This is a genomic window from Streptomyces sp. NPDC001933 (assembly GCF_042890955.1).
Lineage (GTDB): Bacteria > Actinomycetota > Actinomycetes > Streptomycetales > Streptomycetaceae > Streptomyces.
Genome location: NZ_JBIASS010000003.1, coordinates 271,634 through 284,453, shown reverse-complemented (window position 1 = coordinate 284,453; position 12,820 = coordinate 271,634). Strand labels below are relative to the sequence as shown.

Sequence of the window (12,820 nt, the reverse complement as noted above, 5' to 3'; positions counted from 1 at the left end):
TAGGGGGGCCGCTTCCGGGAAAGAGGGCGGAAATCCCTGGTCGCGGGGGTGAAGTCCGCGGGGGTGGGCGAAAGGTGAGAGCCCCGGCGGGTGACCGGGGCTCTGCGGTGTGAAGGTACGTGTGAAGCGGTGGGCCGTGAGGACGCGGCGGGCGGACTCAGCCGTTGGCGAGGGCCTGTACGCGGTCGAGGGCGCCGTTGAAGCGGTCGTGGTCGCCGACCGTGGGGCCGGACGAGGTGTACTGCCACATCGTGTAGAAGCCCCAGCCGGCCGGGAGCTCGCCGACGGTGGAGGCGTAGCGGGCCACCCACAGCGGGTTGGTCGCGCCGAAGCTCGCGTTGTTGCCGGTGCAGGTCTTCCACCAGCTGGTCGCGGTGTAGATGACCGCGTCGCGTCCGGTGCGCGCCTTGTACGTGTTCACGAAGTCGCGGATCCACGAGACCATGCCTGCCTGGCTCAGGCCGAAGCACTGGTCGCCGTACGGGTTCCACTCGATGTCGAGCACGCCGGGCAGCGTCTTGCCGTCCCGCGACCAGCCGCCCCCGTTGTTCACGAAGTAGTTGGCCTGGGTGGCGCCGCTCGTGGTGTTCGGGGTGGCGAAGTGGTACGCGCCCCGGATCATGCCCACGTTGTAGGAGCCGTTGTACTGCTGGGCGAAGTACTCGTTCTTGTAGTACGTGCCCTCGGTGGCCTTGGTGTAGGCCCACTTCACCCCGCTGCTCCAGAGCGTCGACCAGGCGACGTTGCCCTGGTGGCCCGAGACGTCGACGCCTTCGGTCTGGACGGCGCGGGTGTCCCGCGGCAGTCCGCCCTGGCCGTCATGGGCGATGACGCCCATGCCCATCGTGGCCGTGCCGCGGGCGGGCTTCTTGGCGGCCGCCGCGTCCTGGGTGCCGGCGGCGCTCGCCGCGCCGGGCAGGGTGAGGAGCAGCGAGAGGGCTGCGAGCAGGGTCCCGGCCGCCGCGAAGCGGGAGCGTCGGGATGTTCTGGAAGTGGATCTGAGCACCGGCATGGGAGTGCCTCCGAGGACGTGGTGGGGGGACGTGCTGATCCCAGGGGGACGCGGAGCGCACCCCTGCCGGCATGTAATGGTGTGAACATGCCAGGACTGACGCTACGCACGTAGACCCGTGCTGCGGAAGGGGGCCTGGTAGCTGCCGTTGGTCTACGCCTGCGAAATACTGGCGGAGCTGCGGCGATGACCAGCGGCGAAAGAAATTTTCAGCGACAGGAAAGCTCACGAGGGGTGTTGACGTGCACGGGAGCGAAAGCGGTAGTGAACCCGGCGCGACCGGCGGAAGTGGTGTGGACCACGCATTCCTCGCCCTGGAGCGGGAGTTGGCCGTCTTTCTGCGCAGGGCGCGGTCCAATTCCGGTGAGATGGCGCGCGAGGTCCATCCGGATCTGGAGGCTGCCGCGTACGGACTGCTCGTCCGGCTGGAGTCGGCCGGGCAGCAGCGGGCCACCGATCTGGCAGCCTACTTCGGGGTGGGCAAGGCGACCATGAGCCGTCAACTGCGGGCCCTGGAAGACCTCGGGCTGGTGGCCCGTGAACCCGATCCGGCCGACGGCCGCGCCTTCCTGGTCCGCCTCACCGCCGAGGGGCTGGCCCGCTACCGCAGCGTGCGCGACGCCCGCCGTGAGCGCTATGTCCGCAAGCTCGACGACTGGGACCGGGCCGAGGTGGCCGAACTGGCCCGGCTGCTGCACCACTTGAACGAGCGGGCCGAGGGCTGAGCGGGTCGGGGGATGGCGCGCGCCGAGGGCTGACGTGCGCACCGGAGTGCGGCCTCCCGGTGCGTCGCCACGGCGCCGCGCAGGCCGCCGTCATGGCGGCCTGCGCGGGCGCCCGTCACAGCACCGCGTAGACCGCCGTCGCGTCGTCGTGGGTCTTGCTGCGGCGCAGGTGCCTGCGTTCGGTGTCCGCGTCCTCCAGGGCCCTGACCCGGTCGATCAGCCCCTGCGTCCCGTCCTTGTGGAGAATCCCGAAGCAGTCCGCCCAGTCGCCCTCGTGGAACATCTCGGTCCAGCGGGCCGCCCCGTCGGTCAGCGCGGCGATCGCCCGCACCCGGTCGCGCGGGGTGTGCCCGGTGATCGCGCGGGCCGCCACGGAAGGGTCGGCGGCGGCGGTGAAGAAGCCGCCCTCCTTGTTCCGGAAGGAGTCGGCGAGGGCCTCGGTGCGCAGCGAACCGGGCGGCAGGCGGTCGAGCCGGTCGTCGAGCAGGGGGCGCACGCTCCCGTCCTGCGCCTCGAGCAGGAGTACGGAATCGGAGAGCACCAGATGCTCGACCCCGTGGTCGTCCCAGCGCGCCATGGCGACCGTCGCCTGAGGCGTACGTACGTGAGAAAGGTCACACAGGGGGCGGTGTGTGTCGGCGGTGCGTCGGATGGACGTCTCCAGGATCTCCTGAAGGGTCAGATCCCGCCGCGAACCGGACAGTTCGATCAGCGCGCCGCCCAGTCGGGCGGTGAACCAGGTGACCGAGTGCACACAACCGTCGTCACCCCGGGGCGGTGTCACCCCGTCGAGCACGACCAGCGCCCCACCCTGGCCGGAAGCGGGAAGCGAGGTGGCGGCCCAGTCCTCGTTCGGGCGTTCCGGGCTGCCGGCGACAGTGGCCAGTTCGATGCGCATGCGACCAGTCTGCACGGCGCCTTCACGAGCCCTGCACCCGGCCGGAATTGGTTTGTACCAGCAGGTCAGGTGAGCACCTGGAGCGGAAGGGGTGGCTCCGTTGGGCGTGCGGGCGGGCATCCTGCCAAAGCCTGCGCGGAAGTTCCAGCCCAAGCGCCAGGTGTGGCCGAGGTGCCGCCGGGGCAAACTTGTTCGCCAACTCTGGAGTGATGTTCACTCGTTCAGGTGGCGGAGTGGTTGATGCACGCCCCCCTCCCAAAAGCACTGGAATGGTCAGAAGCCGTACCAGGGGACGGGGCGCTCGTTACATGTGACCGTGCGTCACCTCTGCTTCAAGGGCGGACGAGTCAAGATTGCGAGCACCGGTGCAGAAGAAGCGGCCTCGGAGCAAGGGCGGCAAGCAGAGTGGTTCCGGGGTGACGCCACCGGCACCTGCCGAGAGCGGGAGCACCCGGCGCCCCGTGCGGGTGCGGAGCCGGCTGGTCGCCGGTGTCGCGGTGGTCGGCATCACGGTCATCGCCGCGGGCACCCCCGCGATCCTCGCCGCCTCCTCCGAACTGAACGAATCGCAGCGGCTGGTCACCCTCGCCGAGCTGAACCAGCAGGCCATCGCCCTCGCCCACGCCCTCGCGGACGAGCGCGACGACGTCACCGCCCGGATCGCGTCCGGAAGTGACGAGGCGTCCGGCGGCAAGGACGACTCCCGCAGCCGGAGCGCCCGCGTCGACCAGCAGGTCGACGAGATCCGGCCCACGGCCCCGGCCGCGCTGCGCCGGGACCTCTCCACGATCCCGTCCCTGCGCCGCGACGCGCTCAGCGGCAAGGGCACGGCACTGGAGGCCCACCAGGCCTACTCCGAGGTCATCGCCAAGCTCCACGCGCTCGCGGACGAACTCGCCGAGAAGACCCCGCCGCGCGCGGCCGAGGCCACCCGGGCCCCGCTCGCCCTCGGCCAGGCCACCGAGCAGGCCTCCGCCACCCGCGGGCTGCTGATTGCCGCGCTCTCGGTACCCCGCAAGGTCACCGTCCCGCAGATCGACCCGGTGACCGGACTGCCGGTGCCGACCCAGGACAGCGGCAGCGACAAGGACGACCGCACCCGTGACGAGCTGAGCGCCGCCGCCCAGCAGACCCGGGTCCGCGAACTCGCCGCCCTCGCCGACTTCGACCAGGCCGCCGGGTCCACCGCCCGCGACAAGCTGTCGTCCACCGTCACCGGGCCCGAGGTCAACAGCGCGGAGAAGTACCTCAACACCCTCACCGACCGCCCCGAGCTGTCCGACTCCGACCAGCGGACCAGCAGTAAGAAGGCCGGCGCGGCGCTCTCCGCGCGGATCGACCGGATGCGGAGCGTCGAATCCGCCCTGGGCACCGAACAGATCCAGGGCCTGGAGCAGTTGCGCGACGACGACGTCACCGCGCTCGAACTGCGCATCGCGCTGCTCGGCGGCTGCCTGCTGATCGCCGTCGGCGTCTCCACCGCGGTGGCCCGCACCCTCACCCAGCCGCTCGCCGTGCTGCGGATCGGCGCCTCCCGCATCGCCACCGAGCCCGACACCGCCGAGCCGATCCGCTACACCGGCCGCAACGACGAGTTCGCCCAGGTCGTACGGTCCCTCAACAGCCTGCACGGCAGGCTCCAGGGGCTCCTGACCGAGTTCAACGGCCGTTACGAGACCCTCCGGGCCGAGCACGGCGAGCTGCTCGCCGGGCGCGAGGCCCTCACCCTCCAGCGCGCCGAGCTCCAGGTCCTGGCCTCCGACCTCACCGCCCAGCTGGAGCGGCTGAAGAACACGGTCCACCACACCTTCGTCAACCTCTCGCTGCGCACCCTCGGCCTCGTCGAGCGCCAGCTCGGGGTCATCGAGAGCCTGGAGGAGCGCGAGCACGACCCGGAGCGGCTCGCCACCCTCTTCAAGCTCGACCACATGGCCACCGTCATGCGCAGGCACAGCGAGAACATGCTGGTCCTCGCGGGCGCCGAGCACGGCCACGGGCACGCGGGGCCGATCCCGCTGGTCGACGTGTTGCGCGCGGCCGTGTCGGAGATCGAGCGGTACGAGCGGGTCACCATCCAGTCCCTGCCGCCGCACGCCCAGATCGCCGGCTTCGCCGCCGACGACCTCAGCCACCTGGTCGCCGAACTCCTGGAGAACGCCACCTCCTTCTCACCGCCCGACTCCCACGTCCAGCTCTCCGGCTGGCTGCTGGAGAGCGGCGAGGTGATGCTCTCCGTCCAGGACGAGGGCATCGGGATGTCGGCCGTACGGATGGGCGAGCTCAACACCCGCCTCGCCGACCCCACGCTCTTCGAGGTGGGGGACCAGGGAGCGGACGGGGCCGGCCTGGGCCTCCAGGTCACCTCCCTGCTGGCCGCGCGCCACGGCGTCCGGGTCCAGCTGCGCGAGCACAAGGGCAGCGGGGTCACGGCGGTCGTCGTGCTGCCGCAGGCCCTGCTGCCGAAGGCGCCCCCGGCCGCCGCCCCGCCGCCGGTGAAGGTCCCCGGGGACGCTCCCGCGCTGAACCTGCCGGGGTCGGTCGCCGAGGCCAACTCCAACGCGCTGCCGAGCCGTACGCTCGCGCTGCCCGACGACCCGCTGATCGCCGCCGCCGAGCAGACGATCCGCGAGGCGGAGGCCGAACCGGCCCCCGCCTTTGCCCCCGAGCCCGCCCAGGAGCAGGCCCCCGCCCCGGCCCCGGCCGAGACGGAGGCCGAGGTCACGATGCAGGTCCGGCTCCCGGTGGTGCCGGAGTCCGCGGACGCCCCCCGGGCCAAGGCCCCCGACCCGTACACCATCGGCCCCGACCGCCACGAGCGCACCACGGACGGCGCCCCGGAGCCGCGCCCCGCCGCTCCGGCGCACACCCCCGTGGCCGACGCCCTGCCCGGCCCCCGGCAGCCGGAGCAGCAGCCCCAGCAGCCCGCCGAACGCATCACCGACAAGGGGCTGCCCAAGCGCACCCCCAAGGTCGTCAAGCCCACCACGGCACCCACCGCCGAGCGCAAGAGCAGCCTGGACAAGGAGGCGCTGCGCCGCCGGCTCGGCGGCTTCCACCAAGGCGCGAAGGACGGCCGCCGGGACGTCGAGGCGGAGATCGCCGAGAGCACGGTCACCGGCACGTTCCCGGGAGCCGCCGTACCCGGTGCACGCCCCGCACAGACCGAACACAGTGAGGCGGCCGGCCTCCATGGCGGCCGGACCGATCGGACGGACGAGACGGGGGACACAGTCGAGGAGGCACGCAGTTGACTGCGCCCAGCACATTCGGGCTGAGTACCGAGGCCCGTAACCTTCACTGGTTGCTGAGCAATCTCGTGGAGGAGGTGCCAGGGGTCCACTCGGTCACCGTCGTCTCGTCCGACGGACTGATGCTGCTCTCCTCCGACCCCGGCCATCTGATCGCCCGGACCGGCGGCCAGGGCGGCCCCAGGGGCTCCAGTGCCGACCTGGCGACGATCGTCTCCGGCATCGGCAGCCTCACCATCGGCGCCGCCAAGCTGATGGACGGCGGCGGCGTCAAGCAGACGATGGTCGCCATGGACGAAGGCAGCGTCTTCGTCATGTCGATCAGCGACGGCTCGCTCCTCGGCGTGCACGCCACCCCGGACTGCGACATGAGCGTCATCGCCTACCACATGGCGCTCTTCGTCGGCCGGGCCGGACACGTACTCACCCCCGAACTCCGCAGTGAACTGCGCAAATCGATGGAGAGCACCCAGTGAAGCCCGCTGCTGAAACCGCCCGCAGGCTCCCCGTCCGCGGGGCCGACCGAAGGCCCGCACGGGTCCGTCCGTACTCGCTCACCGGCGGACGCACCCGTTTCGGCCACGTCCTGCTCGTCGAGACGTTCGTCGCCGCGCTCGAAGCGCCCGAGGAACGCCGCGAGCTGACCAACGGCAACCTGGGCCGCATCATGCCGGAGCTCCAGGCCATCGTCGAAATCTGCCGCCGGATGCGTACCGTCGCGGAGATCTCGGCCCTGTTGAAGATGCCGCTCGGCGTGGTCCGGGTACTGCTCAGCGACTTGGCCGATCAAGGAAAGATCCGCGTGTACGGGACCGGTCACGGCACCGGCCAGCCCGACCGCGCACTGCTCGAAAGGGTGCTCAATGGACTCCGCCGTCTCTGAGTCGCCGCTCTTCGCCCCGCGTCAGCCGGGCGCCAAGGACCAGGCCGAGGAATCGCTCCAGGCCTGGCAGCTGGATCACACCAGGGCTCCCATCGCCACGAAGATCGTGGTCGCGGGAGGCTTCGGCGTGGGCAAGACGACCTTCGTGGGGTCGGTCTCCGAGATCACCCCGCTGAAGACCGAAGCGATGATGACCCAGGCCAGCGAGGAGACCGACGATCTCTCCGCGACGCCCGACAAGGTCACCACGACCGTCGCGATGGACTTCGGCCGGCTCACGCTCGACGACGACCTCGTGCTGTACGTGTTCGGCACACCGGGCCAGCAGCGCTTCTGGTTCATGTGGGACGACCTGGTGCGCGGCGCGATCGGCGCCGTGGTGATGGCCGACACCCGCCGGCTCGCCGACTGCTTCCCCGCACTCGACTACTTCGAGAGCTGCGGGCTGCCGTACATCGTGGCCGTCAACCACTTCGAGGGAACGCCCGGATTCGAGGCCGAAGATGTCCGGGAGGCCCTGACCGTCCCCTCGCACGTACCTGTTGTGATCATGGACGCGCGCAACAGGATCACCGTCGTCGAGTCGTTGCTGGCCCTGGTCGGCCACGCCCTGGACGCCACCCCCGCCTGAGGGCTGTCCCGTGATCCCTGGCGGGCGTTCTACGTCAGACGCTTCCCCAAGCTCTCGGCTGCGCTCGAGCAGGGGAAGCGTCCGACGCCGCACGCTGATCCACCAGTGATTGCGGGACAGCCCTCAGGCCGGGTCGTCGGACTGCCGTCTGCCGCGCGGCGTCCGGCACGCACGCTCGCGGCGTTGCCGAAATGCCCCAGTAACTCCTTCCTCGAGTTCTCAACTGCGTTCGAGCGGGGGAGACCCCGTCCGAGGACCTTCCGGCGCCTTGCGATCGCAGGCACCGCACGCCGCGCGGCCGCCCTTCGGGCGACGGCGGCAGTCCGACGACCCGACCTAGCCACATACAACGGAGAACCGCGATGCGGAAGATACTCATAGTCGGAGCCGGCCAGTCCGGGCTCCAGCTGGCCCTCGGACTGCAGTCCAAGGGGTACGAAGTCACCCTGATGTCCAACCGCACCGCCGACGAGGTCCGCTCCGGCCGGGTCATGTCGACGCAGTGCATGTTCCACACCGCGCTCCAGCACGAGCGTGACTACCAGCTCAACTTCTGGGAGTCCCAGGCCCCGCGCATCGAGGGCCTCGGCGTCTCCGTCGCGGCGCCGGACTCCTCGCGCGCCGTCGACTGGGTCGGCAAGCTGGACGGCTTCGCCCAGTCCGTCGACCAGCGCGTGAAGATGGCCGGCTGGATGGAGACGTTCGCCCAGCGCGGCGGACAGCTCGTCATCCACGGCGCGGCCGTCTCGGACCTGGACTACTTCTCCCGCACCTACGACCTGGTGATGGTCTCCGCGGGCAAGGGCGAGCTGGTCTCCATGTTCGGCCGGGACGCCTCCCGTTCGCCGTTCGACGCCCCGCAGCGCGCCCTGGCCGTCGCGTACGTCCACGGCATGGGCCCGCGCCCGGAGCACCCCGACTTCGACGCGGTCCGCTGCAACCTGGTCCCCGGCGTCGGCGAGCTCTTCGTGATGCCGACCCTGACCACGTCCGGCCGCGCCGACATCCTGTTCTGGGAGGGCGTCCCGGGCGGCCCGCTCGACGTCTTCCAGGGCATCAAGGACCCCTCCGAGCACCTGGCGAAGACGCTGGAGCTCATGGAGCGGTTCACGCCGTGGGAGTACGCCCGCGCCACCAAGGTCGAACTGACCGACGCCAACGGCACCCTGGCGGGCCGCTACGCGCCGACCGTACGCAAGCCGATCGGCCGGCTGCCCGGCGGCGGTCTGGTCCTCGGCGTCGCGGACGTCGTCGTCGCCAACGACCCGATCACCGGCCAGGGCTCCAACTCGGCCTCCAAGTGCGCCAACGCGTACCTGGACTCGATCATCGAGCACGGTGACCGGGAGTTCGACGCGGACTGGATGCAGGCCACCTTCGACCGCTACTGGGAGACCGCCCAGCACGTCACGAAGTGGACGAACGCCATGCTCGGCGTTCCGCCGGAGCACGTGCTGAACCTGATCGGCGCCGCCGGCCAGCTCCAGCCGGTCGCCGACCGCTTCGCCAACGGCTTCAACAACCCGGCGGACTTCGAGAACTTCTTCTTCGACCCGGAGAAGACGAACGCGTACCTCGCCGAGGTCACCGGCGCCGCGTAGGCATCTGACCTGCGGAGCAGCGGTCAACGTTGGTGAACGTTGGTGACTGTGGGCCGCCCTCCGACGGCCCACAGACGGCCCGGCCACCAGCCCGGGGAACGGCCCTGACACCTCGTGACAGTCAGGGGGCGCGTGACACCCAAACCCCTAGGCGGGAGCGGGTGTCACGCGCCCTGACACCAGACCCTGACACCCGCGTGACACCCGGGGCCCGCCCCTCCTGGCGCCCCGCCGGCCGACCGACGGCTCACGGCCTGGCCCGCCGCTGCGGCGAGGCGGGCAACGCGACCGCCACTCTCTGCTGCAACTCTTGTGGGGGTCTGCTTGTGGGGCCCACCACAAGCAATCTGGTCACTGTCAGCCACGGGCGGCGTGCTCCTCAGCCTCACCGAGGAATAATCAAGTCGGTGAGCTGCCCTGAGTTTGGTACCCGGCCCCGGTTGAAGACGACCGCGACGAACAAGACCACCAGGGGCAGCAAAGGCACCAGTGCGGCATCGGGCAACCCGAGGATGGCGGCACCGGCCATGACCAGAACGACCACGACCCCTACCACGATCATCCGCAACCGTTCCTTCGGTGCAGCCGGAGTCACGCCGGTGAGTTGATCCGCGTCGAGAAGGTCATTGACGCGGCCCTCGGCGTAGCGTTCGGCGATCGTCAGTAGCATCACGGTGAGATCTTCAAGAGCGCGGCCCGGCTCGGAGTCCTGCCGTGCTTCAGCCCTGCGTAGCGCGCCCACTACGAGTGCGGCATGCTCTTTGAGCTGCCGCTCGTTGTGCCGTCTGGCTCTGGCCCGACGGGTGCGATGCGCCCTCCAGATGGCTTGCTCAACCGGCTCTATGGAGACTCGCGGGACCTGGCAATCCGGCTGCGTTTCCTCCCAGCGACGGAGAACCGTGGCGCACTGGGCCGCGACGGTCAACAGTACAACGACCGGCCAGCAACGCCGGTACTCCATTCGCGGACCCCTCTTCTCGGGGTACCCATCGAAAGCCGCCAGGTCATAGGCAGCATGCGTCGCGCCGTCGCCGGAACTGGTGAGGTTTGCGCGCTTGAAAAAGCGCACTTCAGCGAGCAGTAACAGAGCGAATGCCAGAAGATTCACAAATGTGCCAACTGCGTCCCAGTTGCGCATTGATGTCGGCATCGCAACGAAGCCGCTGAGCAGCGCCTGCACCACACCGGGTCTCGGTCCCGGATCCGCACTCAGCCGCAGATGCTGCCAGTCGGCCACGTCGTCGACGCGAACTAAGACGTATAGGGATAAAAAGAACCCGAGTACCTTCATCGGCCTGGCCAGGGGGCGAGCGCACCACCAACGCACGACGTATCCAGGGGCCAAACCATGGCCGTCTACTCGATCGTGTATTCGAGGTGGCAGCAGGAGTATTTGGCCTAGGAGCGGAGCAGCTCGGCTCATTCCCGAGGCTGCGCGCAGACGTTCGAAACGCTCCAATGACCGCAGGCACCAACGCCGAAATGGCCCATCAAAAGCGGCCAGAGGAATGATCGCTGCGACTGCCAGCTCGATACTCACGATGAGAATAACCTTCAACACCCCGGCATTCTCGCCCATTCCAACGGCAGCGAGACGCAGAAGTGACAGGCTGGCTCCCAGCACGCTCGGCCCCGCGTCTGACGCAAGTGGCTCCCCGCCGGTGATGTGTAACGTCACCGCGGGCTCGCGGATGGCTTCTGCCTGATGCCTGACACCAGGCCCTGCCGCCCGCGTGACACTGCCTGACACCCGCAGGGCCAGCCCTCTTGGCCGCGTCGGCTCTTGTCGTCCGTGAACCTTCCAGAGGGGATTGACAGTAGGTAGCGGGCCGGGTGTTCGCGCGCCCGCCTCGGCCCCGCCCCGACCCTGTAGCGGTGATGAAGATGAAGTTCGTCGGATGGTCTTCGGGTGCCCGCTGTTCGGTGCTCGTCACACCCCCGCACAGCCGTCACGTGTGACGGGGCCGTCACACCCAAACCCTTAGGCGGGAGCGGGTGTGACGGGCGCGTCACACCGACCCGCACACCCGCATCACAGCGCCGTCACTCCGCTCGCCGCGCGGGTGCAGGAGCTCAGGGGGAAGGGCAGAGTAGACCGCCCTTTGGGCGGGCGACCCTCGGGCGCCTTCCCTGGGAGCTCCCGGAGGGTCGTGGGCGCCTGCGGGACACAGATATCTTATGGATGCCTTCTAACAAAAGCGGTCGCCCCGATCCTCATGAAAGGCGCCGGGCATCCCGGCCTCGCACCACCCGAACCCGTACACGGCCCGCAGAGCCTCGCACCCTTCTTCCGGGTGGTTCGAGACCCCCGGGCCCCGGTAGTTCACCAGAAGGCCCGTAGCGATGCTGCGTGACGGCAGGTTCGCGTTTCGCGCGCGCACGCGTAGGGGCCCCGCTGGAAACCGGGAAACTGGAAACTCTCCTACTCCCCGTGGCAGTGACGGAGTCGTAGGGACCGTCACCACCCGGCGGCGGTCGAAGAGACCACCTCCCCGCGCCGGCCGCGGTCTCTTGCGGCAACCCAGTTGTGAACTAATCCCGTTCGTCGTACATGGGCCAGGCGGCTGGCTTACTGTGTTACTTCCCAACGGCCATCACGGAGGAGGCGCTCGTGCAGTGCCCCTCGTGTGCTGCCCCTACCGTCGTAGTGGCGCGTAGAGACTCCGAAGACGGCCTTTCAATCCGGCGTCGTCGTCGGTGTTCTGCCTGCACGTTCTTGTTCACGACCGTTGAGACGGCGATTGTGATCAAGCGTGCAGGTGTCACGGAGCCGTTTTCGCGGCAGGCGGTGATTGCCGGTGTTCGCACCGCTGCTCAGCGGCAGAGCGCCATTGCAGATGCATCCGCTGGTCGAGCGCGGTCGAAGCGACGATCGCGGCACGCACCGCTGGCCTGCCCTCGATCCGAACGCCTGAGCACAGAGTCCAGCTGGGACAGCGCTGAGTCGCTGTTCCCGCTGGTGGCTGCTTCGGGCCGGGGCTGAGCCAGCGTCGCCTTCCAATCATCTGATCTCGGCATACGAGGAGCGCGATGCGTGATCCGGCCCTTTAGCGCATCCACGCTTTCATGGGACCCTTGATCCGCGATCTATCCATCAACATCCTGAGCGGCGCACTCGTCAGCCTGGTGGGAGTGGCACTACGGAAGCTGCACCGACGGCACATCCGCAGGCGGGCGGAGTTGGCATCAGCGACTGACACCAACAGCACCGAATAGCAGCAGTCGTCAACGGCCGCTGGAGCAGTTGTAACCGCACGTGGTCTCTTGTCGAGCAGGCGCACAGGAAAGGGATCGGGTAGTCGCCCTCGACCATGCCTGAGTACACGCAGCTACTGGCTAGTGGCTACTGCCAACCTTGCCACTGGCCAGTAGAACGGGCCTCTACTGTCCATACAGGCCCTTTCAGCAGGGCACTAGCCAGTAGCCAGTAGCCACGAGCACGGAGGGTAACTGGCCCTGGCTACCAGCAGGCCGGTTCAGCAGTTAGTCGGCGGCTGCACCCAGTGCTCCCCGCTCGGCACAATCGAGGTCGAAGAGACCACCCGCTCGGCGGCCGTGGTCTCTTCCTCTGCTCGCACAAGCAAGAGGAGCACGCCTCGCCGCCGGCGGGTGCTCTTCTTGCTTGCGGCCGCGCAGATCTCCCCGGCCGCGAGCTCGCCCCTCCTGAAATGCCGCCCAGAGCAATCCAGGGGCGGCAGAGGGCATCGGAGCTTGAGGGCATCCGGCCCCCGCCCCTCCTGGATTGATCGCCGAGGCATTTCAGAGGGGGCGGGTGTTCCGCTTGGCTCTCATTACATCTCTTACTAGAGAGTTGAGAGGGAA

Annotated in this window: 10 protein-coding genes; 7 read left to right on the top strand and 3 right to left on the bottom strand. The window is 69.2% G+C overall.

Annotated elements, in window-relative coordinates; translation table 11 throughout:
• Positions 1 to 157: 157 nt before the first annotated feature.
• Complete coding sequence (locus ACFYY7_RS09040; RefSeq protein ID WP_388658904.1) at positions 158 to 1,012, bottom strand: lysozyme; 855 nt, start codon at positions 1,010 to 1,012, stop codon at positions 158 to 160.
• A 242-nt stretch (positions 1,013 to 1,254) separates the two neighbouring features.
• Here ACFYY7_RS09040 and ACFYY7_RS09035 point away from each other — a divergent pair, with 242 nt between their 5' ends.
• A complete protein-coding gene (locus ACFYY7_RS09035) occupies positions 1,255 to 1,737 on the top strand; it encodes a MarR family winged helix-turn-helix transcriptional regulator (RefSeq protein WP_266729725.1) in 483 nt (160 codons plus the stop codon).
• A 115-nt stretch (positions 1,738 to 1,852) separates the two neighbouring features.
• Here ACFYY7_RS09035 and ACFYY7_RS09030 read toward each other — a convergent pair whose 3' ends face one another.
• Positions 1,853 to 2,635, bottom strand: coding sequence for a hypothetical protein (locus ACFYY7_RS09030; protein WP_388658901.1), 783 nt, complete (start codon positions 2,633 to 2,635; stop codon positions 1,853 to 1,855).
• A 365-nt stretch (positions 2,636 to 3,000) separates the two neighbouring features.
• On the opposite strand from ACFYY7_RS09030, the gene ACFYY7_RS09025 reads away from it, so the two are divergent.
• From ACFYY7_RS09025 to ACFYY7_RS09005, 5 genes are all read left to right on the top strand, one after another.
• The gene (locus ACFYY7_RS09025; RefSeq protein WP_388658898.1) at positions 3,001 to 5,886 is read left to right on the top strand and encodes a nitrate- and nitrite sensing domain-containing protein; all 2,886 of its coding nucleotides are present in this window, start codon (positions 3,001 to 3,003) and stop codon (positions 5,884 to 5,886) included.
• Positions 5,883 to 6,359 (top strand): roadblock/LC7 domain-containing protein, encoded by a 477-nt coding sequence (locus tag ACFYY7_RS09020; protein WP_383715133.1) that lies wholly within the window; start codon positions 5,883 to 5,885, stop codon positions 6,357 to 6,359. The genes ACFYY7_RS09025 and ACFYY7_RS09020 overlap by 4 nt, the downstream gene beginning before the upstream one ends.
• A complete protein-coding gene (locus tag ACFYY7_RS09015) occupies positions 6,356 to 6,766 on the top strand; it encodes a DUF742 domain-containing protein (RefSeq protein WP_266729721.1) in 411 nt (136 codons plus the stop codon). Before ACFYY7_RS09020 ends, ACFYY7_RS09015 begins: the two co-directional genes overlap by 4 nt.
• On the top strand, positions 6,747 to 7,397 hold the full coding sequence (locus tag ACFYY7_RS09010) for an ATP/GTP-binding protein (protein WP_266729720.1): 651 nt from the start codon (positions 6,747 to 6,749) through the stop codon (positions 7,395 to 7,397). Before ACFYY7_RS09015 ends, ACFYY7_RS09010 begins: the two co-directional genes overlap by 20 nt.
• 362 nt (positions 7,398 to 7,759) lie before the next feature.
• Positions 7,760 to 8,998 (top strand): styrene monooxygenase/indole monooxygenase family protein, encoded by a 1,239-nt coding sequence (locus ACFYY7_RS09005; protein WP_356088322.1) that lies wholly within the window; start codon positions 7,760 to 7,762, stop codon positions 8,996 to 8,998.
• A gap of 385 nt (positions 8,999 to 9,383) precedes the next feature.
• Here the strand turns inward: ACFYY7_RS09005 and ACFYY7_RS09000 are convergent, their stop codons facing one another.
• Positions 9,384 to 10,235, bottom strand: a complete 852-nt coding sequence (locus ACFYY7_RS09000; RefSeq protein ID WP_388658894.1) for a hypothetical protein — start codon at positions 10,233 to 10,235, stop codon at positions 9,384 to 9,386.
• A 1,314-nt stretch (positions 10,236 to 11,549) separates the two neighbouring features.
• On the opposite strand from ACFYY7_RS09000, the gene ACFYY7_RS08995 reads away from it, so the two are divergent.
• A complete protein-coding gene (locus ACFYY7_RS08995; RefSeq protein ID WP_382926465.1) occupies positions 11,550 to 11,981 on the top strand; it encodes a hypothetical protein in 432 nt (143 codons plus the stop codon).
• Positions 11,982 to 12,820 lie beyond the last annotated feature (839 nt).